The sequence below is a fragment of the Cedecea sp. genome (assembly GCF_036500665.1).
In the GTDB taxonomy this organism is placed as follows: Bacteria; Pseudomonadota; Gammaproteobacteria; order Enterobacterales; family Enterobacteriaceae; genus Cedecea.
Window position 1 is genome coordinate 48,352 of record NZ_DASYBS010000165.1, and the last position, 26,993, is coordinate 75,344.

The window sequence follows — 26,993 nt, forward strand, 5'->3', positions numbered from 1 at the left end:
TCTCGATGAACAAGCAGGCACAGATGAAAAAAAGCCCCGCCGTATAACCCGCGAGGCTTTTGCTCAACCGCCAATATTAATCGCGATTTTGCAGTTCAATAATATTTTGCTCGAGCCGGCTAATCAGGTTGCTTAACAGCGCCTGCTCTTCGCGAGTAATCCCCGTTAGGATCTCTCCCCGCGTTTCGTTTATCACACCTTCCATCTTTTCGATGATAGGCGTGGCTTGCTCGGTCAATTTAATCCGTTTTGCCCGACGGTCGTTTGCACAGGTTTTACGCGAGATTAACCCCTTTTCTTCGAGTTGATCGAGTGTACGAACCAGTGACGGCTGCTCGATGCCGATCGCTTTAGCCAACTGAATCTGTGACTGATCTGGCGGCAGCTGATGAATATTATGCAGCGTTACCCAGTGTGTCTGTGTCAATTCCAGAGGTTTCAGGCGATGGTCAATTAGCGCACGCCAGATGCGTACCAGGCGGGCCAGATCCGAACCTAATGGCGATGGCGATTCCAATTTCATCTCCTTATAATTAGCTTGCTAACTTATTATACTGATTTTAGACTATTGTGCAGGCATTGAATGTTAAAAACAAATCCCTTACTTTCGCTGAAGTTATGCAAACAGCTATACTTTTATTCTACATCTATGTGAGGGGAAACGGCAGTCATCCCCGTTTTTTAAAGGATTTTCTCACGTGAGTCTCACTTTTAGCGCGTCCGGCTTCCCGCTTCAGGATCTTGTGGTCGGGGCGTCAATCTACTTTCCCCCGCTGTTTAAAGCCGTATTTGTCGGTTTTTTTATCTGGCTGGTTGTCCATCGCCTGCTGCGGGACTGGATCTATTCCGGTGAAATCTGGCACCCCACGCTGATGGATTTATCCCTTTTCGCGCTGTCCGTCAGCGCCGGCATGGCTCTTTTGGTGATGTGGTAACATAATGAATCTCAAAACAATAAAATACTTTTCCACCCTCATCGTCCTTGCGGCTGCGCTGCTGGCAGGCTGGCTGCTATGGAACTATTACATGCAGTCTCCCTGGACACGAGATGGTAAAGTCCGTGCCGAACAGGTCAGCATTACGCCGCAGGTTTCCGGCACTATCGTCACCCTGGATGTGAAAGATAATCAGTTTGTCAGTAAAGGCACCCCGCTCTTTACCCTCGACGCCACCCCTTACCATATTGCGGTTCTGAACGCAGAAGCCCAGCTGGCAAAGGCGCAGTCCGATCTGGCCAAAGCCAGCAATGAAGCGAATCGCCGCCATAACCTGCCGCGGAATTACATTTCCGCCGAGGACATGGACACGGCAAACATTACCGTCAAAGCCATGCAAGCGGCGGTCAAGGTCGCACAGGCAACCCTTGAGCAGGCACAGTGGCAGCTATCACAAACCACCGTCATCGCGCCGGTAGACGGTTGGGTAACCAACCTTACGTCACGTACCGGCAACTATGCCACCGAGGGTAAACCGGTCTTCGCACTGGTCGACAGCCACTCATTTTACGTGGTTGGTTACTTCGAAGAGACCAAGCTTCGACGCATTCAACCGGGTGATGCCGTGAACATTGTTCTGTACAACGGCAACCAAAAGCTGAGCGGCAAAGTGGAAAGCATCGGGCGCGCTATCTACGATCAAAGCATTGAAAGCGACAGCGATCTGGTCCCGGATATTAAACCTAACGTACCGTGGGTTCGCCTTGCGCAGCGCGTACCGGTGCGCATTAGCCTCGATGCCATACCCAAAGACATCACGCTGGTGTCCGGCACCACCTGCACCGTTAGCGTTCAGCCCTGATGAACCTTAGTTTTCTCGAATGGCGCAATACGCCGTGGGGTAAAGCGACAGGCGGGCAATGGCGCTATGCTCTGCGCAACGCCATTGCAATGGGAATGGCGCTCACTATCGCCTATGCCCTGGACCTTGATGAACCCTACTGGGCGATGACTTCCGCCGCGGTCGTCAGCTTCCCTACCGTGGGCGGTGTGATCAGTAAGAGTCTGGGGCGGATAGCCGGAAGTTTTATCGGTGCGGCAGCGTCGTTAATGATTGCCGGCAACGCGCTGAACGATCCCTGGCTGTTTACTTTTGCCATGGCAAGCTGGCTGGCACTCTGTACCTGGGCCTCCAGCCATTTTCAAAATAACGTTGCCTACGCCTTTATGCTGGCGGGGTATACCGCCGCGATTATCGCCTTCCCGATGGTCAATACCGTGGAGTCGACCGAGCTGTGGGATATTGCCCAGGCCCGCGTGTGCGAGGTCGTCGTCGGGATTTTGTGCGGCGGTTTCATGATGATGGTGTTGCCGAGTACATCGGACGGCAGCGCGTTGGTGACCGCGCTGAAAAACATGCACGCCCGGCTGCTAGAGCACGCCAGCCTGCTTTGGCAGCCGGAAACTACCGACGCCATTCGCACCGCGCACGAAGGGATTATCGGCCAGATCCTGACCATGAACCTGCTGCGCATTCAGGCTTTCTGGAGCCACTACCGCTTTCGCCGCCAGAACAATCTGCTGAACTACCTGCTCCATCAGCAGTTGCGCCTGACCAGCGTGATCTCCAGCCTGCGACGAATGCTGCTCAATTGGCCGGCTGCGCCCGCCAATATCTGGTCAGTGCTCGAAAGTTTGTTACGGGAGCTGGCAAAACCCAACGCCGATAAATACACCGTCGCCAGGCTATTGCAGCAAATTGCGCCGAAGTCAAAAGACGATTACCGCCACCGGGCATTCTGGCACCGGCTGCGCTATTTCTGCTGGCTCTACCTGAATAGCAGCCGCTGGCTGCGCGAGCTGGAAAATGCCAGCCCGGTTTCGGTGATTACGCCACCACAAGCCCCGCCGCTTGCCCGACATACCGATAACGCCGAAGCGCTATGGAGTGCCCTGCGTACTTTTGCGGTGATCACGCTAACCGGCGCATGGTGCATCGGCACGCAGTGGGAGTCCGGCAGCGGCGCGCTGTCGCTCGCTGCCATTAGCTGCGTACTTTATTCGTCGGTAGCCTCACCGCTTGGCTCACTGACGTTACTGATGCGCACCTTACTGTGGTTATCGCTCTTCAGTTTCCTGGTGAAGTTTGGCCTGATGATCCAGGTTACCCAGCTGTGGCAATTCCTGCTTTTCCTGCTGCCGCTGCTGGCCACCATGCAACTGCTTAAACTCCAGCAGGCGAAACGCGCCGCGCTTTGGGGGCAGCTAATTGTGTTTATGGGATCGTTTCTGGCGGTCAGCAACCCGCCGGTTTACGACTTTGCAGGGTTTATGAATGACAACCTCGCCAAAGTGCTCGGCGTGGGGATCTCGTGGCTGGCCTTTTCAGTGTTGCGCCCAAGCTCGGACACCCGGCGAAGCCGTCGGCATATCCGGGCGCTGCGGCGCGGATTTATCGACCAGCTAAGCCGCAAGCCGCAGCACAGCGAAAGCCAGTTTGAGTCGCTGGTATACCATCACATCAGCCAGCTTAGCAGCAGTAAAGAAGAGGCGGCCCGCCGCTGGTTATTGCGCTGGGGTGTGGTGCTGCTGAACTGCTCGCATGTAGTCTGGCAGCTGCGCGGCTGGGAAACTCGCTCTGACCCACTGTCGATGGTCAGGGATGTTTGCATCCATACACTGCGTGACGTCATGAGTGAGCGCGGTGTGCTGCAAAGGCCGCTGGCGGAGTCACTGAAAGAGTTGCAAAGAATGTGCGACGCGCTTGCGCATCATGACGACCCGGCGGCGCGGGAACTGGCAGGCATTATCTGGCGGCTCTACTGCTCGCTGTCACAGCTGGAACAGGCACCGCCCGCCGGAACGCTGGCAGGCGGTCAGTAACGATTAAGGTACGTCGTAGCCGAGCGCGGCTTTACGAATGCGGAACCACTGCTGGCGACTCATTTCCAGAGACAGCGAGTGGATGGCAGAACGTACGCGCTCAATTTTACCGGAGCCGATGATAGGCAGCGGCGAAGACGGCAGGCGCATCACCCACGCATAAACGACCTGTTCAATGGTTTGCGCGCCGATTTCTTCCGCAACCTTCTGCAGTTCGGCGCGCAGTGGCTGGAACTCATCGTCATTGAACAGACGACCGCCGCCGAGGCAGGACCATGCCATCGGACGAATGCGCAGCTGCTGGAGCTGATCCAGCGTACCGTCAAGCAGCAGCGGCTGGTGTACCGGCGAAAGCTCAACCTGGTTGGTCGCCAGGGTAAACGGCAGGCGTGACTGCAGGAGCGCAAACTGAGCCGGGGTAAAGTTAGATACGCCGAAGTGGCGAACTTTACCGCTGTGGTGCAGCGCGGTGAACGCTTCTGCAACTTCATCCGCATCCATTAGCGGATCAGGACGGTGGATCAGCAGCAGGTCAATATAATCGGTCGCCAGCTTCTTCAGGGAGCTTTCCGCACTGCTGATAATGTAGTCGCGATCGGTAATATAGTGGCCGATGGCGTTCTCTGGCTTAGCCGTCGTCGCGATGCCGCATTTGGTGACGATCTCCATTTTGCTGCGCAGATGTGGAACCAGGCGCATAGCTTCGCCGAAGGCCGCTTCACAGGCATAACCCCCATAAATGTCCGCGTGGTCCGCCGTGGTGATCCCCAGTTCGACATGCTCTTCAATAAAGCTCGCCAGTTCGCGCGGGGACATATTCCATTCCATTAAACGCCAGTAGCCCATCACCAGGCGTGAAAACTCTGGACCCTGCGGGGCAATCGTAATGCGCTGTACCATAAAAATATAACCTCAGTAAGGAGAGAAACTGCCTCGAGTATAACGGCCCTGAATGATTAAAACAGTGAGGGCTGCTCGGGTTCTTCAGGAGAATTTGGCTTATTTGCTCGTAACTTGCGCAATAAGCGTTGACGGCAGAGGCGCAGCACGTCCTGTTTTTGCGCGTCGCTCATTTGCTGCCACTGGAAGCGTTCATCGCGGCTGCGCATACAGCCACGACAAAACCCGCGTTCATCCGACTGGCAGATACCGCGACAGGGACTTTGAATGGGGAAGAACTCTAACTGCTCAGACACCAGCCCACCTCATTAACGACTTTGCATCAATTGAAGCCTGACTCCGTTCGGGATGCAAGCGGGACGGCTAAAAAATCGCCTGCCGGCGAAAAGCTTTCGAAAATTAAGGTTCAGCTAATCTTCTCTCTCCAGAATAGCGGATATTCTGTTTAGTATTCACGGCTTATATGAACCTCTTAAAAAAGTTACAGTGTAACGATGCGCAATTTAATCTGTGCTGCGCTTTCTTCTTTACGCTGATCAACTCCCTCTTTATTCACCGCAGCTGGCAGCTGATTGCCCCGGACTCTTTCCATAGCTGGATGTTTGCCGCCTCTGTGCCGGTGGTGCTGTTTTGCGCCTGGCTCACGATTTTTAGCGCGATTAACCTGCCCTGGCTGCGTAAGCCAATGCTGGTGCTGCTGGTGATCGGCTGTGCGGCCAGCAACTACTTTATGTTTACCTACGGCGCTGTCATCGATAAAAACATGATGGTCAACGTGTTTGAAACCGATTCTCAGGAGGCCGTCGCGCTGGTTACGCCTCAGCTGGTTAGCTGGCTTGCGCTGGCAGGCATTATTCCCGCCCTCATACTTGCGCTGGTCAAGGTTCAGCCCGCTCGCTGGTGGCATACCGCCCTTACCCGCCTCGTTAGCGTACTGGCCGGGCTGCTGGTCATCATCCTCGTCGCCGCCGTGTTTTATAAGGACTATGCCTCGCTGTTCCGCAACAACAAAGGCGTGGTGAAAATGGTCACGCCGGCAAACTACATCAGCGCTCTTAGCCGCTACAGCAAAGAACGCTGGTTTGCCGGGGACCAGACGCTGATCAAAATTGGTGCGGACGCGCAAAAAGGCCCATTGATTAAGCAGCAGCCAAAGAAAACGCTGGTGGTGCTGGTGGTTGGCGAAGCCTCAAGAGCCGAGAACTACTCGCTGGGGGGGTATGCCCGTGAAACGAATCCACAGCTGAAAAAACAGGATGTGATTTACTTCCAGAACGCGTCCTCCTGCGGGACGGAAACCGCGGTTTCTGTGCCCTGTATGTTCTCCAACATGCCGCGCAAATCCTACGATGCCGATCTTGCCCATCATCAGGAAGGGCTGCTTGACGTGCTGGCTCACGGCGGGGTTAACGTGCTGTGGCGGGATAACGACGGCGGCTGCAAAGGTGCCTGCGACCGAATGCCGCATACGGACATGACGCAGTGGAAGCTGGACGTTTACTGTAAAGACGGCGCCTGTCTTGACGATGTTCTGCTCCATCGCCTGGATAACGTGATTGACGGCCTGCAGCAGGATACGGTCATCGTGCTGCACCTGATGGGCAGCCACGGCCCGGCTTACTATCAGCGCTACCCGGACGGTTTCCGGCGCTTCACGCCAACCTGCGACAGCAACCAGATTCAGGACTGCGATCGCCAGGCGTTGATTAATACCTATGACAACACCATCCTGCACACGGACAATGTGCTGAGCCGCACAATCGACAAGCTGAAGCAGCATCATGACAAGCTTAATACCGCGCTTATCTACCTGGCCGACCACGGTGAGTCGCTTGGCGAAAGCGGCATCTACCTGCACGGCACGCCGTATCTGCTTGCTCCCTCGCAGCAAACGCATATTCCGCTGCTGTTCTGGCTGTCGCAGGATTACCAGCAAAACTTTGCCCTGGACAGAGATTGCCTGGCGCACAAAGCCGAAAGGGACCCTGTATCCCAGGATAATCTCTTCTCAACGGTGCTGGGCATGATGAATATCAATAGCCAGACTTATCAAAAAGATATGGATATTCTGGCGGAGTGCCGTAAGCGTTAATCGTGTGGCGGCCATAAAAATTTGGCCGCCACCTATTGCATTAGACCGACTGGTCTACTACATTGACCGCATGAATCGACATCCTGAACACGACACTCGCGAACACCTTCTCGCCACCGGCGAGCGGCTGTGCCTTGCCCGGGGTTTTACCGGCATGGGCTTAAGCGAATTGTTACGCACCGCAGAAGTGCCAAAAGGCTCTTTCTACCACTACTTTCGCTCTAAAGAGGCGTTTGGCGTGGCGATGCTTGAGCGCTATTACCAGGCGTCAAATCTGCGGGTAGCGGATCACTTTTCTCACGGTGAAGGCAATTTTCGCCAACGCCTGCTGAAGTGGTATCAGGATATGCTGAGCTACTTCTGCCAGAGCGGCAACCTGAGTAACTGCCTGGTGGTGAAGCTTTCGGCGGAAGTCTGCGACCTTTCGGAAGATATGCGTGGCGCGCTGAATAACGGGGGATCACAACTTATCTCCCTGCTTGCGGATGCGTTAGAAAAGGGACGCAGTGAAAAAAGCCTGCAGTTTGAAGGCGAGGCTTTCGACCAGGCCATGGTGCTTTATGCCCTCTGGCTGGGTGCCAGCCTGCAGGCAAAGATTTCACGCAGCGCATTGCCGCTTGAAAGCGCATTAACACATGTACGAACCCTATTGGCAGAACCTGTCGCCTGACAGGTTTTTTATTTACTGAAGTACTAGACGACCGGTCTACTCGAGGAAAAACCATGTCAGCAGATAAACTGTTTACGCCACTCAAAGTGGGCGCGATTACCGTACCAAACCGCATCTTTATGGCTCCGCTGACGCGCCTGCGTAGTATCGAGCCGGGTGATATCCCGACGCCACTGATGGGGGAGTACTACCGCCAGCGTGCAAGCGCCGGTCTTATCATCAGTGAAGCAACGCAGATTTCTGCCCAGGCCAAAGGGTATGCCGGGGCGCCGGGCCTGCATAGCGAAGAGCAAATTGCCGCGTGGAAAAAGATCACCGCAGGCGTGCACGCAGAAAAAGGCCATATGGCGGTTCAGCTTTGGCACACCGGACGTATCTCTCACTTTACGCTTCAGCCAGACCAGCAGGCTCCGGTCGCGCCTTCCGCGCTGAGCGCCGGAACGCGTACCTCGCTGCGTGACGAAAACGGTCATGCCGTTCGTGAAGATACCTCCATGCCTCGCGCGCTAGAACTCAGCGAAATTCCAGGCATCGTAGATGACTTCCGTCAGGCGATTGGTAACGCTCGCGACGCCGGTTTTGACCTGGTTGAACTGCACTCAGCGCACGGCTACCTGCTGCACCAGTTCCTGTCACCGTCTTCAAACCACCGTACCGACGAATACGGCGGCAGCCGTGAAAACCGCGCTCGGCTGGTGCTGGAAGTGGTTGACGCCGGGATCAAAGAATGGGGCGCCGATCGCATCGGGATCCGCGTGTCTCCCGTTGGTTCCTTCCAGAACGTGGACAACGGCCCGAACGAAGAGTCTGACGCGCTTTACCTGATTGAAGAGCTGGGTAAACGCGGCATTGCCTATCTGCACATGTCCGAACCGGACTGGGCCGGTGGCGAACCGTACACCGAAGCATTCCGTGAAAAAGTTCGCGAGCGTTTCAGCGGCGTTATCGTTGGCGCAGGGGCATATACCCCGGAGAAAGCGGAAGATCTGATCGGCAAAGGCCTGATTGACGCGGTAGCTTTTGGCCGTTCGTTCATCGCGAACCCTGACCTGGTCGCTCGTCTGCATAAAAATGCCGAGCTGAACCCGCAGCGCCCTGAATCCTTCTACGGCGGCGGCGCGGAAGGTTATACCGACTACCCAAGCCTGTAACTCCGCAGTCCCTTTCATTGATAGCGGCGCGTAAACGCCGCTATACTCAACGACTCCAGAAATAACTGTCTTATTCGACGAGGATTTTATGCGTCTACTTCATACCATGCTTCGCGTTGGCGATCTGCAACGCTCCATCGACTTCTACACCAAAGTGCTGGGCATGAAACTGCTGCGCACCAGCGAAAACCCAGAGTACAAATATTCTCTTGCGTTTGTCGGCTATGGCGATGAAAGCGACACGGCGGTTATCGAACTGACCTACAACTGGGGCGTAGACAGCTACGACCTGGGCACCGCTTATGGCCATATTGCCCTCAGCGTGGATAATGCGGCAGAAGCCTGCGAGCGTATTCGCAACAACGGCGGCAACGTGACGCGTGAAGCCGGCCCGGTAAAAGGCGGTACGACCGTTATCGCCTTCGTTGAAGATCCGGACGGTTACAAAATCGAACTGATCGAAGAGAAGCACGCGGGCAAAGGCCTGGGTCACTGATATTCAGTAGATTAGCGTCAAACAGGGAGCGCATTTTGCGCCCCCTTACTGCAACACTCCCCGAAATTTGCCATAATGCGCGCTGCATTTTCCCCGTATTAAGAGAATCAGATGTCAGACAACACGCAATTGCATGGCCTGTGCGACCGTTTTCGTGGTTTTTATCCGGTAGTTATCGATGTTGAAACCGCAGGTTTTAACGCTAAAACTGATGCGTTACTGGAAATCGCCGCCGTTACGCTCAAGATGGATGAAGACGGCTGGTTATCCCCCGACGAAACGCTGCACTTCCATGTCGAACCGTTCGAAGGTGCAAACCTTCAGCCTGAGGCCCTGGCTTTCAACGGTATTGACCCGCATAACCCACTGCGTGGTGCAGTCAGCGAATATGATGCCCTGCATGCCATTTTCAAAACCGTGCGTAAAGGCATCAAAGATAGCGGCTGTAGCCGCGCCATTATGGTCGCGCATAATGCGACTTTCGATCACAGCTTTATGATGGCTGCCGCTGAGCGGGCGTCGTTAAAACGTAACCCGTTCCACCCGTTCGTCACATTTGATACCGCCGCACTGAGTGGCCTGGTGCTGGGGCAAACCGTTCTGGCAAAAGCCTGCATCGCGGCCGGGCAGAAGTTTGACAGCTCACAGGCCCACTCTGCTTTATATGACACAGAGCAGACCGCCCTGCTATTTTGCGAAATCGTCAATCGCTGGAAGCGCCTCGGCGGGTGGCCTCTGCCCTTAGCCGACGAGCCGGAATCCGAAGCATAAAAAAAGCGACCCGAGGGTCGCTTTTTTTATGGCCGGCGAGATTACTCTGCGCCCTGCTCCTGAGATTTATGCTTCTCTGCGGTCTCTTTGATAAGAGATTGCAGTTCGCCGCGCTGGTACATTTCAATAATGATGTCACAGCCGCCGACCAGCTCACCGTCAACCCACAGCTGTGGGAACGTTGGCCAGTTAGCGTATTTCGGCAGCTCAGCACGAATGTCCGGGTTCTGCAGAATATCAACATAGGCGAAACGCTCGCCACAGGCGGATAGCGCCTGAACGGCCTGAGCGGAGAAGCCGCAGCTCGGCAGCTTCGGGGAACCTTTCATATAAAGAAGAATGGGGTTCTCAGCGATCTGGCGTTGAATTTTTTCAATAGTGCTCATTGTCTTGCTTCCTCAAACCTTGATACGGCAATAGCCTGCCATTGTAGCCAGTTGCACCCCGGCCAGAAAACACCATTTTTAGCAGGGTTTTTCCCGCGCCACCGTGGGCATGCAAACATGCTTTAAGAATAACACTTTTATGGCGCGCGAAAATTAGCAATTTGCCCCATTGGCGATCAATAAAACAGCGGATAACTCGCGGTAATGGTTAATTTTTTAGCTATAGCTTCCACTTTTGACCGTTAAATAGTAATTGCCTATTAACATCATCGGCTTTTATGCATTAGAATCGTCGGGTTTCGCAAAAATCATACGCAGGCATGATGGTTAGCATCGTGCTTTCATTTATCAGGGGATTGACGAGTGGCGCGGATAAATAAAATTTCTATCACGCTCTGTGCTCTGCTATTTGCTTTGCCCTATACACCTTTGACGCAGGCGTCCGAGCACGTCCGCCATCCTGTTGCACAAAAAAACCATCCGGCAAAAACCACCAGTAAAAGCAACCAGGGTAAAGAGAAAGCAAAGGCAAAACAGAAGGCCAGCACAGCCTCCACAAAGAAGTCCGGTAAAAAAGAGACCTCACCGGCAAAAGCCAAAGTTGTAAAACACAACGTCTCAGGCAAAAGCAAAACCCTCGCTAAAAACAGCAGTAAAAAATCCTCCCAGAAGTTAGCCGTACAGCCAGCCGCAGCCACTCTCGCCTACACTGAAAAATGCACCCATCGTAAAGGGCATAAAAAACAGTGCGTGAAGGTGAAGTCAGAAAAAAATCTGACTATTGCTCAGGCGCACAAAGTGCGAGTACAGAAGGCGCAAAAAACCGCCATGAACAAGCTGATGGGGCAAATTGGTAAACCGTACCGCTGGGGTGGCACCTCTCCACGCACCGGTTTCGACTGCAGCGGGCTGATTTATTACGCTTATAAAGATCTGGTGAACATCCGTATTCCACGCACCGCCAACGAAATGTATCACCTGCGTGATGCCTCTTCCGTTGATCGCAGCGAACTGGAAAGCGGCGACCTGGTCTTCTTCCGCACTCAAGGGCGCGGAACCGCTGACCACGTTGGCGTTTACGTCGGCAACGGCAAGTTTATTCAGTCTCCCCGCAGCGGCCGTGATATCCAGATAACCTCCCTGAGCGAGGATTACTGGCAGCGCCACTACGTCGGTGCCCGCCGGGTCATGACGCCAAAGACAATTCGCTAATCTTATCTGCGCCCCATCGGGCGGTTTTATTCTGATTAAAATGTTAACGGCCCGGCAACGGGCTGTTAATTGTTGCTGACAAAGAGGGAAAAAGCGTGGTTTTTCCCTCTTTGTGGTTATCAGTCGAAAATCAATAAATTGATTTTCCTTGTTTATTTTAAAACGCCATCTGGTATCTATTCATTGCAGGTAGTTTGTCTGCCGTCTGAACAGCCCGACAACGGGCTGTTTCATTTCGCTTTTTTGCACTCCCGTAATTTGCTAACCTTATAACCACACAAAATGTAGTTATATTGTGAATCAAAATAACAAGGAGTGAAGCAATGTCGTTCGAACTACCCGCCCTGCCCTATGCAAAAGACGCTTTGGCACCGCACATCTCAGCCGAAACCCTCGAATACCACTACGGTAAACACCATCAAACCTACGTCACTAACCTGAATAACCTTGTAAAAGGCAGTCCGTTTGAAGGGAAGACGCTGGAGGAGATCGTTAAGCACGCTGACGGTGGGATTTTCAATAACGCCGCACAGGTCTGGAACCATACGTTCTACTGGCACTGCCTGGCGCCAAACGCAGGAGGAGAGCCAGCCGGGGAAGTGCTGGCAGCCATTACTAACGCCTTTGGCAGCGTAGAAGCATTTAAAAAACAGTTCACCGAAGCCGCCATCAAAAACTTCGGTTCCGGCTGGACCTGGCTTGTCAAAAACAGCGACGGCAGCCTGGCAATAGTTTCCACCTCAAACGCCGGAACCCCGCTCACTACCGATGCAAAACCGCTGCTGACCGTAGATGTCTGGGAACACGCTTACTATATTGATTACCGTAATGCGCGCCCGACATATCTGGACCACTTCTGGGCGCTGGTTAACTGGACATTTGTTGCGCAAAACCTGGCGGGCTGATTTGCAGCCGCTTTTCATCAGAGAATGGAAGGATTACCTGAGGTTTTTTGGAAATAAACGGGGAAAATCAATTCATTGATTTTCGACTGATAACCACAAAGAGGGAAAAGCCATACTTTTCCCTCTTTGTCTACGGCCTAAGGGCCGCTATTAGCGGCCCTTATTAAATCAGTGCAGTACGGCGGTCAGCGCACCGGCAACAATCAGGCCCAGTACGATAACCGTGGTCACCATGGAAAACTTCAGATCGGTACTCATCGTAAGCTCCTTTTATTTCCCTACAAAGTGTAAGCAGGATGATTTTCCCACAATTGGCGAGAAAAATCCTGCTGGTTTTGCACAGATCTCGGTTTTCCCTCTTCCACTTTGCCCCGGGATAAGCCAAAATCCTTCGCTAATTTACCGCGTATCGCCCGGCAACGCCCTCCTCCCGCTGTATGTCGCATTCCCGACAGGCCTGCAACCAACGTGTTGCCCCAGGAGTTAGCGAAGGCAAACGTTTAACATATGAGTTATCAGGAGTTTACGATATGGTCTGGAGTGACATCTAATGGCAACAATTAAGGACGTAGCGAAGCGCGCAAACGTTTCCACTACCACTGTGTCACATGTCATTAACAAGACCCGTTTTGTGGCGGAAGAGACGCGCAACGCCGTCTGGGCAGCAATTAAAGAGCTGCACTACTCACCGAGTGCCGTTGCACGCAGCCTGAAGGTCAACCACACCAAATCCATCGGTCTGCTTGCTACCTCAAGCGAAGCCCCCTATTTTGCTGAAATTATCGAATCGGTCGAGAACAGCTGTTTCGCGAAAGGCTACACCTTGATCCTTGGCAATGCGCACAACAACTTTGAGAAACAGCGCGCCTACCTGTCGATGATGGCGCAAAAGCGCGTTGATGGCTTGCTGGTGATGTGCTCCGAGTACCCGGAAAGCCTGCTCTCTACGCTGGAAGAGTACCGTCATATTCCCATGGTGGTGATGGACTGGGGCGAAGCCCGCGCCGACTTTACCGACTCCGTTGTCGACAATGCTTTTCACGGCGGTTATCTCGCAGGCCGTTACCTGATTGAACGCGGCCATCGCGACATCGGTGCGATCCCGGGTCAGCTGGAACGTAATACCGGCGGCGGTCGCCATGCAGGCTTCCTGAAGGCGCTTGATGAAGCCAATATTAAAGTACCGGATAATTGGGTAGTTCAGGGCGACTTCGAGCCAGAGTCCGGCTACCGGGCCATGCAGCAATTACTCAACCAGCCACATCGCCCTACAGCGGTATTCTGCGGTGGCGATATCATGGCGATGGGCGCGATCTGCGCAGCGGATGAGATGGGGCTGCGCGTGCCGCAGGATATCTCTATCATCGGCTATGATAATGTGCGCAACGCCCGCTATTTCTCTCCGGCGTTGACCACTATCCACCAGCCAAAAGAACGTCTGGGCGAAACGGCCTTTAATATGCTGCTCGACCGTATAATCAACAAACGTGAAGAGTCGCAGACGATTGAAGTCCATCCGCGCCTCATCGAACGCCGCTCGGTAGCCGACGGCCCGTTCCGCGATTACCGCCGCTAAGTCTTGTCAGGAGCCGGGAATGTGTTGCCTGGCTCCTGAAGCCACTCCTGATTCATCGTCTCACTGTCCCCCAGGTATTCCAGCAGCCAGCTTAACGCAGGCGATGCGTCATCCTGCCTCCACGTCAGGCAGCAAGCTGCATCCGGGAACGGATTTTCCAGCGTCAGCTCCTGCCACTCTCCGCCGTCCAGCCACGGCTTAGCGATGTGCGTAGGCACCATGCCAATGCACAGGCCTGCGCTAAGGCAGTCCGCCCCTGAAGCCCAGTCCGGCACCACCACGCGGCGCTGGTTATCAAGAAGCCAGGTGATACGCTTGGGCAGCGAACGCGATGTATCCTCCAGAACCAAAGATGGCCAGGCCCTGAGCATATCGTCCGGAATAACACCCTCATGTTGCGCGAGCGGATGATCGGTCGAAACGACACAGCGCCAGCTAAGCGCCCCCATATCCCGAAACGCATAACGTCCTCCCACGGGGATAGCCTGCGTCGCCCCTATCGCCGCCTCTACTCGTCCGTCAGCCAGTGCGTCCCACACGCCGTTGAAGACCTCCTGAAATACCCGTAGCTCGATATCCGGAAAGTGGCGATAAAAATCCAGCACCAGCTGGCGGGTACGCTCTGGCTTCACAATATTGTCTACCGCAATGGACAGGTGCCCGCGCCAGCCGTTTGCTATCTGCTGGCATTGCTGTCGGGTAGCCATCATTTTTTTGATAACAGAGCGACCCTCCTTCAAAAAAAAAGCCCCGGCTGCGGTGAGTTCAACATCACGGTGCCGCCGTTCGAAGAGCGGCACAGCTAACCACTCTTCGAGCTGGCGTACCGTATAGCTTATGGCAGAAGGCACGCGGTGTAGCTCCTGGGCGGCACCGCTGAAGCTTCCATTGCGGGCCACGGCATCCACAACTTCCAGAGAATATTCAGACCACATGTTTTTGCCTGCAAAAAATTTGAATGCAATGTGCAAATATTAGCGTTTCACAAGCGGTTTTGCACTCCGTAGACTCCTGCCCCGTTAACCTGCTATCAAAAATCAAGAGTGAAATATGCAACCATCAAAGGGATTTCTTATCTGGCTTGCGGGGCTGAGCGTGTTGGGCTTCCTCGCCACCGACATGTACCTGCCTGCCTTTGCCGCCATTCAGCAAGACCTGGGGACAAATGCGTCAGCGGTTAGCGCCAGCCTGAGCCTGTTTCTGGCAGGCTTCGCTTTTGCCCAGCTAATGTGGGGGCCGCTTTCCGATCGCTTCGGGCGTAAACCCGTTCTGCTGATTGGTCTTGCCATGTTTGCCGCAGGCTGCATAGGCATGCTTTGGGTAAAAGACGCCACAACCCTTCTGGTACTGCGTTTCATTCAGGCCGTCGGCGTTTGCTCTGCAGCGGTCAGCTGGCAGGCGCTGGTGACCGACTATTATCCTGCTAATCGTGCTGGCCGCATCTTCGCCACCATCATGCCGCTGGTTGGGCTGTCCCCGGCGCTGGCCCCGCTGCTGGGAAGCTGGCTGCTGAACCATTTTGAATGGCAAGCCATTTTTGCCGTACTGTTCGCTATCGCTTTGCTGCTGATGATCCCTACCCTACGTCTCAAGCCTCGCACCCAACACCACCAGCAAACCGAAGACAATAAAGTCAGCTTCTTCTCTTTATTACGCTCCCGCGTTTACGGCGGCAACGTGCTGATTTACGCCGCCTGCTCCGCCAGCTTCTTCGCCTGGCTCACCGGCTCGCCGTTTATCCTGAACGAAATGGGCTACAGCCCGGCGGCTATTGGCCTGAGCTATATGCCGCAGACCATTGCCTTCCTGATTGGTGGCTACGGCTGTCGCAGCGCGCTGCAAAAATGGCAGGGTAAACAGCTGCTGCTCTGGCTGTTGGCACTTTATGCCCTGAGCGTTGTGGCAACCTGGGGCGTGGCGATGAGCGGCTATGCTGACCTAACGTTGTTGTTGATCCCGTTCTGCGTCATGGCTGCGGCAAACGGCGCAATCTATCCTGTCGTTGTCGCCTCGGCCCTGCTGCCGTTCCCGCAGGCCACCGGGAAAGCCGCCGCGCTGCAAAACACCCTGCAGCTTGGGCTTTGCTTCCTGGCAAGCCTGATGGTCTCCTGGCTGGTCACCACCCCGCTTATCACCACCACCAGCGTGATGTTGTCCACTATCCTGCTTGCCGTTCTGGGTTATGCCCTACAGCACTCCGCCAGGCGTGAGATTAAAAGTAACAGCCGCAGCGAGTTTTCTCGCGCACAGTAACATGAATGATAATGTGAATATTATGTGATTAGCTTGCTAACAATATTCCATTGAACCATCAATAAAACAGGCTTATAGTTATTGCGGTTCTATTATAAGCCTCATCAATTTTTACGGGAGTCGGAGCGCTTCCGTTTTTCCATGGACGGCCTTTCAGTAAGGGAGAGTCACCCTTTCTCTGTTCTACGTCGGATATCAGGCACGCGGATTTTTCCGTGAGAGTTCTCACAAGCCGTGAATAGCGTCTACGCTGTTTTAAGGTTCTGATCACAACAAGGTGATGGAGAAGCTATGAGTTCATCGTGTATAGAAGAAGTGAGCGTACGAGATAACGAATGGTATCGTATCGCAAATGAAATGCTGGGTCGGGCAGGTATTACACTCAACGGTCCCAACCCTTTTGATATTCAGGTTAAAAACCCGGACTTTTTTAAACGCGTTCTTCAGGAAGGTTCCCTTGGCCTCGGCGAAAGCTATATGGACGGCTGGTGGGAATGCGAACGGCTGGATATCTTTTTTACTAAAGTACTGCGCGCCGGGCTGGAAAATCAGCTTCCCCACCACTTTAAGGACACCCTGCGCATCGCCGCGGCAAAACTGGTTAACCTGCAATCGAAGAAACGTGCCTGGATAGTCGGCAAAGAACACTACGATCTAGGAAACGATCTGTTCAGCCGGATGCTCGACAAGCACATGCAGTATTCCTGCGGTTACTGGAAAGAAGCCACCAATCTCAGTGAAGCCCAGGATGCCAAGCTCAAAATGATCTGCGAAAAACTGCAGCTGGCACCCGGTATGAAGCTGCTGGATATCGGTTGTGGCTGGGGCGGTCTTGCCGAGTATGCAGCACGCAACTACGGCGCTTCAGTCTTCGGCGTCACCATCTCTGCGGAACAACAAAAAATGGCGCAGGAGCGCTGCAAAGGACTGGATGTCACTATTCTTTTGCAGGACTACCGCGACCTGAACGAACAGTTTGACCGTATTGTCTCCGTAGGCATGTTTGAACACGTTGGTCCGAAAAATTATGCCACCTACTTCGAGGTTGCCGACCGTAATCTCAAACCGGACGGTATTTTCCTGCTGCACACCATCGGTTCAAAAAAGACCGATAACAACGTCGATCCGTGGATCAACAAGTACATCTTCCCTAACGGCTGCCTGCCGTCAGTGCGCCAGATTGCTGACGCCAGCGAACCGCATTTTGTAATGGAAGACTGGCACAACTTCGGTGCTGATTATGATAAAACGCTGATGGCGTGGCACGAGCGTTTCCTTGCCTGCTGGTCTGAAATCGCGGATAACTACCCGGAGCGCTTTAAAAGGATGTTTAGCTACTACCTTAACGCCTGTGCTGGTGCTTTCCGGGCACGCGATATTCAACTCTGGCAGGTGGTCTTCAGCCGCGGTATTGAGCACGGTCTGCGCGTTTCTCGTTAAAAATAACCCGGCATCCGCCGGGTTTTTTCATTTCCAATTGTCTCTCCTTGCGCACCAATGTGATTTACCTCACAGGTTTAAACCTGCCTGCGCGTGGCGGCTTGATCTGCTTAACAGATATCGTTTCCCGTCATAGAAACCGGTTTCATCAATCACAGACAATCGGGGCATTGACTGTTTAAATGATTGCCTGTCGGAGATGGCAGGTCAGACCGTGAGGATAACGATGAAATACGCATTTCCTGAGCATTTCTGGTGGGGCAGCGCCGCTTCCGGCCCACAAACTGAAGGTGAAGCGCTGAACTTTGGTAAGTCTGAAACCATCTGGGACCGATGGTTTGCCGAGCAGCCTAACCGTTTCCACCACGGCGTAGGTCCGCAAAATACCTCAACCTTTTACCAGCGCTGGAAGCAGGACATCGCTCTGCTTAAAAAACTCAACCACAATACTTTCCGCACATCAATTTCGTGGGCACGCCTGATCCCGGACGGCACCGGTGAGATAAACCCGCTGGCGGTGGAATTCTACAACCAGGTGATTGACGAGCTTTTGGCCCAGGGCATTAAGCCGTTTATTAACCTGTACCACTTTGATATGCCCATGGTGATGCAGGAAAAAGGCGGCTGGGAAAGTCGTGAAGTCGTTGAAGCTTATGCCAGCTACGCGAATACCTGTTTTGAACTGTTTGGCGACCGTGTGAAGCACTGGTTTACCTTTAACGAACCGGTTGTGCCGGTTGAGTGTGGTTATCTCTATGACTACCACTATCCTAACGTGGTGGATTTCAACCGTGCGGTGACCGTCGCTTACCACACCATGCTTGCCCATGCTAAAGCGGTCAAGGCTTACCATGCCCGCAACGATGACGGGCAGATTGGCATCATCCTTAATTTAACGCCGTCTTATCCACGCTCGCAAAACCCGGCGGACGTGAAGGCCGCGAATCTGGCCGACCTGATGTTTAACCGCAGCTTCCTCGACCCGGCGCTGCGCGGCGAATATCCTGAAGAGCTGGTCGCGTTCCTGAAAGAACACGATAAACTGCCGGCCTGCCAGCCTGAAGATAAAGCCCTGCTGGCAGCAGGCGTAGTGGATCTGCTCGGCATTAACTACTACCAGCCGCGCCGTATCAAATGCCGCGATACGTTGGTAAACCCGGAAAGTCCGTTTATGCCGGAGTGGTTCTTTGAGTCTTACGAAATGCCGGGACGCAAAATGAACCCTTACCGCGGCTGGGAGATTTATGAACGTGGGATCTACGATATCCTTACCAACCTGCGTGAAAACTACGGCAACCCGGCCTGCTACATTTCGGAAAACGGCATGGGCGTTGAGAATGAGCAGCGCTTTATCAGCAACGGACAGATCAACGATGATTACCGCATCGACTTCGTCCGCGACCACCTGAAGTGGCTGCATAAAGGCATCAGTGAAGGCAGTAACTGCCTTGGCTACCATATGTGGACCTTTATTGATAACTGGTCATGGTGTAATGCCTACAAAAACCGCTATGGCTTTGTGTCACTGGATCTCAATACCCAGCAGCGTACCATCAAGAAAAGCGGCGAGTGGTTTATGAAAACCGCCGCAGAAAACGGTTTTAACGAGCAAGACTAGCAAACAAAAATGGGGCCAATGGCCCCATTTTTTATTACTGATAACGCTTATTCGCCGGCAGGAATGGCCGCCACCAGCGCAGCTTCACGGCTTGCCAGTACGCGCTCGACGGTATCAACAATGGCCTGCGTCTGCGGGTCAATTTCAATGTTCACACGCTGCCCTAACTTTTTCGCCCCAAGGGTAGTACGCTCAAGCGTCTCGGGGATCAGGTGCACGCAAAAACGTGTGGCCGTCACCTCCCCTACCGTCAGGCTAATACCGTCGATGCCAACATACCCCTTATAGAGGATATATTTCATCAACGCCTTGTCCTGAATTTTAAACCAGATCTGGCGGTTATTTTCCGAGGTCAGAATTTTAGAAATTTCAGCCGTGGTCATAATATGACCTGACATTAAATGGCCGCCGATTTCATCGTTAAATTTTGCTGCACGCTCAACGTTCACGCTATCGCCAACGCTTAGTTCACCGAGATTGGTAATACGCAGCGTCTCTTTCATCAGATCAAAACTGACGCGATTACCGTCGATTTCGGTCACCGTCAGGCAACAGCCGTTGTGCGCTACCGAGGCACCTGTTTCAAGGTCTGACAGCATTTCAGTTGGCATATCAATAATGTGGGTACGGAAGTTTGGTTTCTCATCGATGGAAACCAGGGTCGCAGTGCCCTGCACAATACCTGTAAACATCTCAAAACTCCTGGCAATTCACCAGCGGTAACACTACCGCCGTTAACGGACATTTCCGCACTTTAGCAGTTGGAAAATAAGCTTGCCAGCTATCCTCACACAGACGCTATATTTTTGACTGGCGTATAAATAATCTCTCGCTACAATAGACTGGCTATTTCCCCTGTTCATCTTCTTGCTGCCTATTTTGGCGGCTTTTTTAGTCTCTCATACATATAAAAATAATCAGGTGTAAACATGCAGAAGTACCTCACCGAAGCTCGCCAGCTCCTTGCCCTGGCGATACCTGTCATCATCGCGCAGGTAGCACAAACTGCAATGGGATTCGTCGACACCGTCATGGCCGGCGGCTACAGCGCCACCGACATGGCGGCAGTCGCCATTGGCACGTCTATCTGGTTGCCCGCCATTCTGTTCGGCCACGGGTTACTATTAGCTTTAACGCCAACCGTCGCCCAGTTGAACGGCTCCGCGCGTCGCGACCGCATTGCCCACCAGGTGCGCCAGGGATTCTGGCTGGCTGGCATGGTCTCGGTGCTCGTAATGGTGGTGCTGTGGAACGCGGGTCATATCATTCATGCTATGCACAACATCGATCCTGAACTGGCGGATAAAGCCGTGCGTTATCTGCGTGCGCTGCTGTGGGGCGCGCCGGGTTATCTGTTCTTCCAGGTAGGACGTAACCAGTGCGAAGGCCTGGCAAAAACCAAGCCGGGTATGGTGATGGGCTTTATCGGCCTGCTGGTAAACATTCCGGTTAACTATGTCTTTATTTACGGCCACTTCGGCATGCCGGAGCTAGGCGGCGTGGGCTGTGGTGTCGCGACGGCAGCGGTGTACTGGGTGATGTTCTTCAGCATGCTTTCTTACATCAAGAAAGCTCGTTCGATGCGCGACATCAAAAACCCTGAAGGCTTCAACAAACCTGACTGGGCGGTGGTTAAACGTCTGAGCCAGCTCGGGCTACCGATTGCACTGGCGCTGTTTTTCGAAGTGACGCTGTTTGCCGTGGTCGCCCTGCTGGTTTCTCCCCTGGGGATTACTGACGTTGCCGGGCACCAGATTGCGCTGAACTTCAGTTCACTGATGTTTGTGTTGCCGCTTTCGTTAGGCGCCGCTGTGACCATTCGGGTTGGTTTCCGACTTGGCCAGGGATCAACCCTCGATGCGCAGGTCGCCGCCCGCACCGGCGTTGGCGTGGCGATTTGTCTGGCGATGTGCACCGCGCTATTCACCGTGACCTTCCGGGAACACATCGCGCTGCTGTATAACGACAATCCGGCGGTTGTGGCGCTGGCCGCGCACCTGATGCTGCTGGCGGCGATTTACCAAATCTCCGACTCCATTCAGGTTATCGGCAGCGGCGTGCTGCGTGGTTATAAAGATACGCGGTCGATATTCTTCATTACCTTTATCGCTTATTGGGTGCTGGGTCTGCCGAGCGGCTATGTCCTTGGGCTGACCGACTGGGTAGTTGAACCGATGGGGCCGGCAGGGTTCTGGATTGGCTTTATCATCGGCCTGACCTCCGCCGCCATCCTGATGATGCTGCGCATGCGCTGGCTACAACGTCAGCCTTCCGTCACTATCCTGCAACGCGCTGCGCGTTAATTAGCCAGTAGCCGCCCCTCTGGCGGCTACTTTATCAACACTCTGTGCAGATGCTCGGCAATCGCGTGAAATCTGGAATAAAATTGCGTTATTCCCCTTGCAAGCCCCGAAGTGTGCCGCTAATATTCGTCCCCGCTGTCGCCAAGACAACAATGCGTTCATAGCTCAGTTGGTTAGAGCACCACCTTGACATGGTGGGGGTCGTTGGTTCGAGTCCAATTGAACGCACCATTTTCAGATATTCAGTGCGTCCGTAGCTCAGTTGGTTAGAGCACCACCTTGACATGGTGGGGGTCGGTGGTTCGAGTCCACTCGGACGCACCATATTTGTTAACGCCGTTCCTTCCTTATCCATTCACCTTTCATTCGATTGATTAAACCAAGCCATTTACCCTTCTGCCAGGCTATGATTTAACATGCTTAAATTCTCCGTTAAGTTTTTGCGCGCCTCATCAACGGGCTTATCCGAAGGACAAACATGCTTCGTCTTCCCCTGCTTCTGATAGCATCTATGATGTTTAGCGGCTGCGCGTTAACCCGTGTTTCGGATGCAAGTCATGCCGAAGACGTGCGTGAATTAAACGCCGTTGGCCTGACAATGGATGAAGCACGAGTTAAGGCCGAGCATGACGGGTTTGAGTGCGATGACTACGTTGATACCGATGTCCGGGTGCAAATCGGAAATGTGATACGCCGTTCCACGGTATTGCAGTGCGGCAAGAAATCACTGGAGCTGTTCTGCCCGCAGCGCAGGTACGTGGTGTTTAATATCGATCCTAAAACCAACAAAGTTTATGCGGTAGGCAAACGTATTAATCAAAACGCCTGCTTCTGAGCGTGGCGCAAGAAAGCACCATTTTTAGCGTTTTGAGCGTTCCGGGGAATTGCGGGATGCAGGACGGCGAAATGTTGAATATCATTCAGAAAGCCAAAAACTAAATTGCAACAGGTGACCTATGGAAATCGATCTTGAGAATCTGGTTTTTTCCGGATTAGATGAAGCCGAAGCGCGCAACGCCGAGCGTCAGGAAGATGCTGATAAAAAAGCTCAGGCCGTTGTTGCCGATGATGATTGCGGCGACGCCTGCAAAATCTGATTGTTGAAACCGGCTTATTCAGCCGGTTTTTTTATGCCCGAACCGTTCAGGCAGATCTTCTCACTGCAATACACTTCACTTCAACCAGCAGCCCCGGCCTTGCCAACTCACTCACGCCAATACATGTCCATGCGCAATGCCCGCGGGGGAAAACCGCGTCCTTCACGCGTCGAAACACGTCCATATGCTGCTTCATCTCAACATGGTAAGTCGTCATTTCCACCACATCTTCAAAATTGCAGCCAGCTTCGGCCAGCACAATACGCACGTTTTCCCAACAGGCGATGAACTGCGCTTCCGGATCGGTAATTACCTGTAAATCGGGCGTTCTCCCTACCTGCCCTGCGCAGTAAACCGTATTGCCAACCACCACGGCCGGGGCGTAACCCGCTCGCTCTGCCAACGCCTGCATGGAAGCAGGCATAATAATTTCTCTGTCAGACACGTACATCTCTCCCAATAATTAAACGGCACGCTTGGGCGTGCGCCGGTAAGTGGAGCATTCGTTAGATTGAGCGAAAGCCAGATACTGCTGATTACTCGAGCGCTGCGCCATTCCGAAACAGCGTTTGTACTCAAAAGTTACCCGATGCGCATTTTTAGCCGCCACGCCATTAAAAAGCCAGCCAGAACAATAAGTAAAAAGCTCAAACATTCATCAGACAGCGAAAACAGGGCTTGTCAACGCCCGAATCGCCAGTCATAATAACGTCACTTCCCGCCGTGGAAGCTAAAACATTAACAAATTCAGTTTGTTAGTTATTGTTTTATCAGCAATACCTTGTGCGTTCATAGCTCAGTTGGTTAGAGCACCACCTTGACATGGTGGGGGTCGTTGGTTCGAGTCCAATTGAACGCACCATTCCTTCCCTAATATTGTTTCATTACTTCCAATAGTCTATAAATCCCTGGCAACACCCCGATAACAACTCGCTGTAAAACTGTGCACTCCATCGCTGAATCAGCGGTTTTGGTTCCTTTTCCGGTCAGATTTCTCTATACTACGCGCGTTCTTAACTTGAATGGTTTCAGCTCATTGGACTCCTTTTTTATACAACAACATTGTCTGACGCTTTCCCCGACTGAACCACAAGCACACTTTCCTCTGCACGCTTTATTTCTGTCACCTATCCTTACCAGGTGCCACGTTCAACACCACAGTATTCTTTTAAGCTCCGGCAGCTCTGTCTTCCGGAACCGAGTTTTAACAATCCTCCTCAACTTATAGATAAGACTGTCATGAAAAAGACTAAAATCGTTTGCACCATCGGTCCAAAAACCGAATCTGAAGAGATGCTGACCAAAATGCTCGACGCGGGCATGAACGTAATGCGTCTGAACTTCTCCCACGGTGACTATGAAGAACACGGTCAGCGCATCAAAAACCTGCGCAATGTAGTCGCTAAAACCGGTAAAAAAGCCGCTATCCTGCTGGACACCAAAGGCCCAGAAATCCGTACCATCAAGCTGGAAGGCGGTAACGACGTTGCGCTGAAAGCCGGTCAAACCTTTACCTTCACCACCGACAAATCCGTAGTCGGTAACAGTGAAATCGTTGCGGTAACCTACGAAGGTTTCACCAACGATCTGTCCGTTGGCAACACCGTACTGGTCGATGATGGCCTGATTGGCATGGAAGTTACCGCAATCGTTGGTAACAAAGTAATCTGTAAAGTGCTGAACAACGGCGACCTGGGCGAAAACAAAGGCGTTAACCTGCCGGGCGTGTCCATCGCGCTGCCAGCGCTGGCTGAGAAAGACAAACAAGATCTGATCTTCGGCTGCGAACAGGGCGTTGACTTCGTTGCCGCTTCCTTCATCCGTAAGCGTTCTGACGTGGTAGAAATTCGTGAGCACCTGAAGGCGCACGGCGGCGAGAAGATCCAGATCATCTCCAAAATTGAAAACCAGGAAGGCCTTAACAACTTCGACGAAATCCTCGAAGCGTCTGACGGCATCATGGTTGCTCGTGGCGACCTGGGCGTTGAAATCCCGGTTGAAGAAGTTATCTTCGCGCAGAAGATGATGATCGAGAAATGTGTTCGTGCACGTAAAGTGGTTATCACCGCGACCCAGATGCTCGACTCTATGATCAAAAACCCACGCCCTACCCGTGCGGAAGCCGGTGACGTTGCTAATGCCATCATCGACGGCACCGACGCAGTTATGCTGTCCGGTGAGTCTGCAAAAGGTAAATACCCGCTGGAAGCTGTGACCATCATGGCGACCATCTGCGAACGTACCGACCGCGTGATGACCAGCCGTCTGGACAACAACAACGACAGCCGTAAACTGCGCATCACCGAAGCCGTTTGCCGTGGCGCTGTTGAAACCGCAGAGAAGCTGGAAGCGCCGCTGATCGTGGTTGCCACCCAGGGCGGTAAATCCGCGAAGGCCGTGCGTAAATACTTCCCTAACGCGACCATCCTGGCGCTGACCACCAACGAAGTGACCGCGCGTCAGCTGGTGCTGAGCAAAGGCGTTGTGACGCAGATGGTGAAAGAAATTGCCTCTACCGACGACTTCTACCGCCTGGGTAAAGAAGTGGCGCTGGAAAGCGGCCTGGCCCGCAAAGGCGACATCGTGGTGATGGTTTCTGGCGCACTGGTCCCAAGCGGCACCACCAACACCGCCTCGGTACATGTTCTGTAATTGACTTGTTAACAAGTTTAATTGCCAAAAAGCGCCTTCGGGCGCTTTTTTTATATCCGTAGCAAACAGATCTTAATAAAAAAGCAAATCGAATTTTACTATTTAAGCTTTCTTTTTATTAAGATGAATCCGATGAAACTCCCCTGTTTTCTCTGTTTTTTTTAACTTTCCGGCTCGGTTCGGTGCTTCTTTGAGCGAACGATCAAATTTAAGGGTATTCCCAACAAAAATTTATTCTCATCACAAAAAAGTTTGTGTAATACTTGTAACGCTACATGGAGATTAACTCAATCTAGAGGGTATTAATAATGAATCGTACTAAACTGGTACTGGGCGCGGTAATCCTGGCTTCTACTATGCTGGCAGGTTGTTCTTCTAACGCTAAAATCGATCAACTGTCTTCTGACGTTCAGACTCTGAACGCTAAAGTTGATCAGCTGAGCAACGACGTGAACGCAGTGCGTTCTGACGTTCAGGCTGCTAAAGACGACGCCGCTCGCGCTAACCAGCGTCTGGACAACCAGGCTCACTCTTACCGTAAGTAAGAGTCACTGGTATAAAATGGCGCACACCGTGCGCCATTTTTTTTGCCTGTCGTTTAGCCCTTCCCGCTATTGCATGACGCTCGTCGCCTCTTCTGCATTCACCACGCCATTCTGTGCCGATTGTACGGCATGTGTCGTCGCTGGCGTTTGCCCCGCAGACACAACGACCGGATAGCCCGCACGTCGATACAGCGTTTTCTCAATCACCGCTTTGTCTACCCCATCGCCGTTACGAAACTCGGTAAATCCGACCGGCAGCACATAAGGCATGGTTTGGGTATTTTGCTGTTCGTCCTGAGAGAGCGGCCGATGCACCTCGACGTAACGCACACCGTTTGGCTCCACGGAAAATTTAACCGGATCGTTAATCACCCGTACCGGCGTACCGGTTCTTGTTTGCTCGAACAAAGCCTTGATGTCCGGCGCGTTCATTCTGATACAGCCTGAACTTACCCGTAACCCAACGCTATCTGGCGCACTCGTCCCATGAATCAGGTATTCCCCATTGCCGTACGCCAGGCGCATAGCAAAGCGCCCGAGCGGGTTATTTGGTCCTGCGGGAACAACCGGAGGTAACTTGACCCCTTTTTCAAGCGAACGCTGACGAATACCTGCCGTTGGCGTCCAGCTTGGATTAGGGATCTTTTGCCCGATCTTCGTCGTCATCAGCGGCGTTTCCAGCCCCTGTAAACCAATGCCAATCGGGTAGGCCTGCACAATGTTTTGGCCCGGCGGGAAGTAATAGAGCCGCAGTTCGGCCAGATTCACCACGATGCCTTCACGCGGGACATCAGGCAGCAGAAGCTGGCTGGGGATGGTCAGCACCGTGCCTGGTTTTGGTACCGGAGCAATGGTGTTATTGGCCTCAAGCAGCAGCATTGCCCCGGTGTCGAAACGCCGGGCGATAGCCTGGAGATTACGATCGCTTTCCTGCACCGTGTAAGTCTGGTTTTGACCAATCAAACGACTGCCTGCTGGCGGCAGCGGGTAATCCAAAGCGAAAGCAGGATGAATAGCGCCGAGGGCGCCGATAATAGCCAGTGTGAGTAAAGACGCGTATTTCATACTTTTTATTCCTGTAGTCGCGCTGGCGAGCGCCAGCAGGCTG

General features: G+C 53.2%; 28 protein-coding genes and 3 tRNA genes. 22 read left to right on the forward strand and 9 right to left on the reverse strand.

Going from position 1 to position 26,993, the window contains the following annotated elements; all coding sequences use genetic code 11:
• Positions 1-76 precede the first annotated feature (76 nt).
• Positions 77-523: a transcriptional regulator SlyA gene (slyA, locus tag VGM55_RS25835; RefSeq protein WP_038473191.1), complete on the reverse strand. Its 447-nt coding sequence runs from the start codon at positions 521-523 to the stop codon at positions 77-79.
• A 175-nt stretch (positions 524-698) separates the two neighbouring features.
• On the opposite strand from slyA, the gene VGM55_RS25840 reads away from it, so the two are divergent.
• From VGM55_RS25840 to VGM55_RS25850, 3 genes are read left to right on the forward strand one after another with little or no spacing between them, the layout of a single operon-like run.
• Entirely contained in the window at positions 699-935 is a 237-nt protein-coding gene (locus VGM55_RS25840) for a DUF1656 domain-containing protein (RefSeq protein ID WP_331637153.1), read from the forward strand.
• Between the two features lie 4 nt (positions 936-939).
• Positions 940-1,797 carry an HlyD family secretion protein gene (locus VGM55_RS25845; protein ID WP_331637154.1) on the forward strand — a complete coding sequence of 286 codons (858 nt, stop codon included), beginning with the start codon at positions 940-942 and terminating at the stop codon, positions 1,795-1,797.
• Positions 1,797-3,818, forward strand: a complete 2,022-nt coding sequence (locus tag VGM55_RS25850; RefSeq protein WP_331637155.1) for an FUSC family protein — start codon at positions 1,797-1,799, stop codon at positions 3,816-3,818. Before VGM55_RS25845 ends, VGM55_RS25850 begins: the two co-directional genes overlap by 1 nt.
• 3 nt (positions 3,819-3,821) lie before the next feature.
• Here the strand turns inward: VGM55_RS25850 and VGM55_RS25855 are convergent, their stop codons facing one another.
• The gene (locus tag VGM55_RS25855) at positions 3,822-4,718 is read right to left on the reverse strand and encodes an aldo/keto reductase (protein WP_154186085.1); all 897 of its coding nucleotides are present in this window, start codon (positions 4,716-4,718) and stop codon (positions 3,822-3,824) included.
• Between the two features lie 56 nt (positions 4,719-4,774).
• Positions 4,775-5,014 carry a DUF1289 domain-containing protein gene (locus VGM55_RS25860; protein WP_008456463.1) on the reverse strand — a complete coding sequence of 80 codons (240 nt, stop codon included), beginning with the start codon at positions 5,012-5,014 and terminating at the stop codon, positions 4,775-4,777.
• Between the two features lie 167 nt (positions 5,015-5,181).
• On the opposite strand from VGM55_RS25860, the gene eptA reads away from it, so the two are divergent.
• The 5 genes from eptA to rnt all read left to right on the forward strand — a co-directional run bounded on the left by eptA (position 5,182) and on the right by rnt (position 9,898).
• On the forward strand, positions 5,182-6,810 hold the full coding sequence (eptA, locus tag VGM55_RS25865) for a phosphoethanolamine transferase EptA (protein ID WP_331637156.1): 1,629 nt from the start codon (positions 5,182-5,184) through the stop codon (positions 6,808-6,810).
• Between the two features lie 70 nt (positions 6,811-6,880).
• Positions 6,881-7,480 (forward strand): TetR/AcrR family transcriptional regulator, encoded by a 600-nt coding sequence (locus VGM55_RS25870; RefSeq protein ID WP_154186325.1) that lies wholly within the window; start codon positions 6,881-6,883, stop codon positions 7,478-7,480.
• Between the two features lie 53 nt (positions 7,481-7,533).
• On the forward strand, positions 7,534-8,631 hold the full coding sequence (locus VGM55_RS25875; RefSeq protein ID WP_154186091.1) for an alkene reductase: 1,098 nt from the start codon (positions 7,534-7,536) through the stop codon (positions 8,629-8,631).
• A gap of 88 nt (positions 8,632-8,719) precedes the next feature.
• Positions 8,720-9,127 carry a lactoylglutathione lyase gene (gene gloA, locus VGM55_RS25880; protein WP_154186093.1) on the forward strand — a complete coding sequence of 136 codons (408 nt, stop codon included), beginning with the start codon at positions 8,720-8,722 and terminating at the stop codon, positions 9,125-9,127.
• A 111-nt stretch (positions 9,128-9,238) separates the two neighbouring features.
• Positions 9,239-9,898 carry a ribonuclease T gene (rnt, locus tag VGM55_RS25885; RefSeq protein WP_154186095.1) on the forward strand — a complete coding sequence of 220 codons (660 nt, stop codon included), beginning with the start codon at positions 9,239-9,241 and terminating at the stop codon, positions 9,896-9,898.
• 41 nt (positions 9,899-9,939) lie between these two features.
• Here rnt and VGM55_RS25890 read toward each other — a convergent pair whose 3' ends face one another.
• Positions 9,940-10,284 carry a Grx4 family monothiol glutaredoxin gene (locus tag VGM55_RS25890; RefSeq protein ID WP_154186097.1) on the reverse strand — a complete coding sequence of 115 codons (345 nt, stop codon included), beginning with the start codon at positions 10,282-10,284 and terminating at the stop codon, positions 9,940-9,942.
• Positions 10,285-10,647: 363 nt separating this feature from the next.
• On the opposite strand from VGM55_RS25890, the gene VGM55_RS25895 reads away from it, so the two are divergent.
• Complete coding sequence (locus tag VGM55_RS25895) at positions 10,648-11,496, forward strand: C40 family peptidase (RefSeq protein WP_331637157.1); 849 nt, start codon at positions 10,648-10,650, stop codon at positions 11,494-11,496.
• Between the two features lie 323 nt (positions 11,497-11,819).
• Positions 11,820-12,401, forward strand: a complete 582-nt coding sequence (gene sodB, locus VGM55_RS25900) for a superoxide dismutase [Fe] (RefSeq protein WP_154186099.1) — start codon at positions 11,820-11,822, stop codon at positions 12,399-12,401.
• Between the two features lie 168 nt (positions 12,402-12,569).
• Here the strand turns inward: sodB and VGM55_RS25905 are convergent, their stop codons facing one another.
• A complete protein-coding gene (locus VGM55_RS25905) occupies positions 12,570-12,659 on the reverse strand; it encodes a YnhF family membrane protein (protein WP_154186101.1) in 90 nt (29 codons plus the stop codon).
• Between the two features lie 292 nt (positions 12,660-12,951).
• Here VGM55_RS25905 and purR point away from each other — a divergent pair, with 292 nt between their 5' ends.
• Positions 12,952-13,977 (forward strand): HTH-type transcriptional repressor PurR, encoded by a 1,026-nt coding sequence (gene purR / locus VGM55_RS25910; protein WP_154186103.1) that lies wholly within the window; start codon positions 12,952-12,954, stop codon positions 13,975-13,977.
• On the opposite strand, the gene punR is transcribed toward purR, so the two are convergent.
• Positions 13,974-14,912 (reverse strand): DNA-binding transcriptional activator PunR, encoded by a 939-nt coding sequence (gene punR, locus VGM55_RS25915; RefSeq protein ID WP_154186105.1) that lies wholly within the window; start codon positions 14,910-14,912, stop codon positions 13,974-13,976. The genes purR and punR overlap by 4 nt on opposite strands.
• A gap of 115 nt (positions 14,913-15,027) precedes the next feature.
• Here punR and punC point away from each other — a divergent pair, with 115 nt between their 5' ends.
• The 3 genes from punC (at position 15,028) to VGM55_RS25930 (ending at position 19,288) form a co-directional block, all read left to right on the forward strand.
• Positions 15,028-16,230, forward strand: coding sequence for a purine nucleoside transporter PunC (gene punC / locus VGM55_RS25920; protein WP_331637158.1), 1,203 nt, complete (start codon positions 15,028-15,030; stop codon positions 16,228-16,230).
• Between the two features lie 291 nt (positions 16,231-16,521).
• Complete coding sequence (cfa, locus tag VGM55_RS25925) at positions 16,522-17,670, forward strand: cyclopropane fatty acyl phospholipid synthase (RefSeq protein WP_331637159.1); 1,149 nt, start codon at positions 16,522-16,524, stop codon at positions 17,668-17,670.
• A 226-nt stretch (positions 17,671-17,896) separates the two neighbouring features.
• Positions 17,897-19,288 carry a glycoside hydrolase family 1 protein gene (locus VGM55_RS25930; RefSeq protein ID WP_331637160.1) on the forward strand — a complete coding sequence of 464 codons (1,392 nt, stop codon included), beginning with the start codon at positions 17,897-17,899 and terminating at the stop codon, positions 19,286-19,288.
• A gap of 47 nt (positions 19,289-19,335) precedes the next feature.
• Here VGM55_RS25930 and VGM55_RS25935 read toward each other — a convergent pair whose 3' ends face one another.
• The gene (locus VGM55_RS25935; RefSeq protein ID WP_154186113.1) at positions 19,336-19,980 is read right to left on the reverse strand and encodes a riboflavin synthase subunit alpha; all 645 of its coding nucleotides are present in this window, start codon (positions 19,978-19,980) and stop codon (positions 19,336-19,338) included.
• Positions 19,981-20,217: 237 nt separating this feature from the next.
• Here VGM55_RS25935 and mdtK point away from each other — a divergent pair, with 237 nt between their 5' ends.
• From mdtK to VGM55_RS25960, 5 genes are all read left to right on the forward strand, one after another.
• Entirely contained in the window at positions 20,218-21,591 is a 1,374-nt protein-coding gene (gene mdtK, locus VGM55_RS25940) for an MdtK family multidrug efflux MATE transporter (RefSeq protein ID WP_154186115.1), read from the forward strand.
• A 154-nt stretch (positions 21,592-21,745) separates the two neighbouring features.
• Positions 21,746-21,822, forward strand: a tRNA-Val gene (locus tag VGM55_RS25945).
• Between the two features lie 16 nt (positions 21,823-21,838).
• Positions 21,839-21,915: transfer RNA gene (locus VGM55_RS25950), tRNA-Val, on the forward strand.
• A gap of 154 nt (positions 21,916-22,069) precedes the next feature.
• Positions 22,070-22,426, forward strand: coding sequence for a hypothetical protein (locus tag VGM55_RS25955; protein WP_154186117.1), 357 nt, complete (start codon positions 22,070-22,072; stop codon positions 22,424-22,426).
• 121 nt (positions 22,427-22,547) lie between these two features.
• Positions 22,548-22,688 (forward strand): hypothetical protein, encoded by a 141-nt coding sequence (locus VGM55_RS25960; RefSeq protein ID WP_154186119.1) that lies wholly within the window; start codon positions 22,548-22,550, stop codon positions 22,686-22,688.
• A gap of 46 nt (positions 22,689-22,734) precedes the next feature.
• On the opposite strand, the gene VGM55_RS25965 is transcribed toward VGM55_RS25960, so the two are convergent.
• A complete protein-coding gene (locus tag VGM55_RS25965) occupies positions 22,735-23,133 on the reverse strand; it encodes a RidA family protein (protein WP_331637161.1) in 399 nt (132 codons plus the stop codon).
• A 340-nt stretch (positions 23,134-23,473) separates the two neighbouring features.
• Here VGM55_RS25965 and VGM55_RS25970 point away from each other — a divergent pair.
• From VGM55_RS25970 to VGM55_RS25980, 3 genes are all read left to right on the forward strand, one after another.
• Positions 23,474-23,550 (forward strand) — tRNA-Val (locus tag VGM55_RS25970).
• 377 nt (positions 23,551-23,927) lie between these two features.
• Complete coding sequence (gene pykF / locus VGM55_RS25975; RefSeq protein WP_154186121.1) at positions 23,928-25,340, forward strand: pyruvate kinase PykF; 1,413 nt, start codon at positions 23,928-23,930, stop codon at positions 25,338-25,340.
• Between the two features lie 308 nt (positions 25,341-25,648).
• Positions 25,649-25,885: a major outer membrane lipoprotein gene (locus VGM55_RS25980; protein ID WP_008456504.1), complete on the forward strand. Its 237-nt coding sequence runs from the start codon at positions 25,649-25,651 to the stop codon at positions 25,883-25,885.
• Between the two features lie 66 nt (positions 25,886-25,951).
• On the opposite strand, the gene ldtE is transcribed toward VGM55_RS25980, so the two are convergent.
• Positions 25,952-26,950, reverse strand: coding sequence for a L,D-transpeptidase LdtE (gene ldtE, locus VGM55_RS25985; RefSeq protein WP_331637162.1), 999 nt, complete (start codon positions 26,948-26,950; stop codon positions 25,952-25,954).
• Between the last annotated feature and the right edge of the window lie 43 nt (positions 26,951-26,993).

Coding starts and splice junctions, on each gene's coding strand:
- slyA (WP_038473191.1), bottom strand. CDS start 523: ATGAAATTGGAATCGCCATCGCCATTAGGTTCGGATCTGGCCCGCCTG.
- VGM55_RS25845 (WP_331637154.1), top strand. CDS start 940: ATGAATCTCAAAACAATAAAATACTTTTCCACCCTCATCGTCCTTGCG.
- VGM55_RS25850 (WP_331637155.1), top strand. CDS start 1,797: ATGAACCTTAGTTTTCTCGAATGGCGCAATACGCCGTGGGGTAAAGCG.
- VGM55_RS25855 (WP_154186085.1), bottom strand. CDS start 4,718: ATGGTACAGCGCATTACGATTGCCCCGCAGGGTCCAGAGTTTTCACGC.
- eptA (WP_331637156.1), top strand. CDS start 5,182: ATGAACCTCTTAAAAAAGTTACAGTGTAACGATGCGCAATTTAATCTG.
- VGM55_RS25870 (WP_154186325.1), top strand. CDS start 6,881: ATGAATCGACATCCTGAACACGACACTCGCGAACACCTTCTCGCCACC.
- VGM55_RS25875 (WP_154186091.1), top strand. CDS start 7,534: ATGTCAGCAGATAAACTGTTTACGCCACTCAAAGTGGGCGCGATTACC.
- gloA (WP_154186093.1), top strand. CDS start 8,720: ATGCGTCTACTTCATACCATGCTTCGCGTTGGCGATCTGCAACGCTCC.
- rnt (WP_154186095.1), top strand. CDS start 9,239: ATGTCAGACAACACGCAATTGCATGGCCTGTGCGACCGTTTTCGTGGT.
- VGM55_RS25890 (WP_154186097.1), bottom strand. CDS start 10,284: ATGAGCACTATTGAAAAAATTCAACGCCAGATCGCTGAGAACCCCATT.
- sodB (WP_154186099.1), top strand. CDS start 11,820: ATGTCGTTCGAACTACCCGCCCTGCCCTATGCAAAAGACGCTTTGGCA.
- VGM55_RS25905 (WP_154186101.1), bottom strand. CDS start 12,659: ATGAGTACCGATCTGAAGTTTTCCATGGTGACCACGGTTATCGTACTG.
- purR (WP_154186103.1), top strand. CDS start 12,952: ATGGCAACAATTAAGGACGTAGCGAAGCGCGCAAACGTTTCCACTACC.
- punR (WP_154186105.1), bottom strand. CDS start 14,912: ATGTGGTCTGAATATTCTCTGGAAGTTGTGGATGCCGTGGCCCGCAAT.
- punC (WP_331637158.1), top strand. CDS start 15,028: ATGCAACCATCAAAGGGATTTCTTATCTGGCTTGCGGGGCTGAGCGTG.
- cfa (WP_331637159.1), top strand. CDS start 16,522: ATGAGTTCATCGTGTATAGAAGAAGTGAGCGTACGAGATAACGAATGG.
- VGM55_RS25930 (WP_331637160.1), top strand. CDS start 17,897: ATGAAATACGCATTTCCTGAGCATTTCTGGTGGGGCAGCGCCGCTTCC.
- VGM55_RS25935 (WP_154186113.1), bottom strand. CDS start 19,980: ATGTTTACAGGTATTGTGCAGGGCACTGCGACCCTGGTTTCCATCGAT.
- mdtK (WP_154186115.1), top strand. CDS start 20,218: ATGCAGAAGTACCTCACCGAAGCTCGCCAGCTCCTTGCCCTGGCGATA.
- VGM55_RS25955 (WP_154186117.1), top strand. CDS start 22,070: ATGCTTCGTCTTCCCCTGCTTCTGATAGCATCTATGATGTTTAGCGGC.
- VGM55_RS25960 (WP_154186119.1), top strand. CDS start 22,548: ATGGAAATCGATCTTGAGAATCTGGTTTTTTCCGGATTAGATGAAGCC.
- pykF (WP_154186121.1), top strand. CDS start 23,928: ATGAAAAAGACTAAAATCGTTTGCACCATCGGTCCAAAAACCGAATCT.
- VGM55_RS25980 (WP_008456504.1), top strand. CDS start 25,649: ATGAATCGTACTAAACTGGTACTGGGCGCGGTAATCCTGGCTTCTACT.
- ldtE (WP_331637162.1), bottom strand. CDS start 26,950: ATGAAATACGCGTCTTTACTCACACTGGCTATTATCGGCGCCCTCGGC.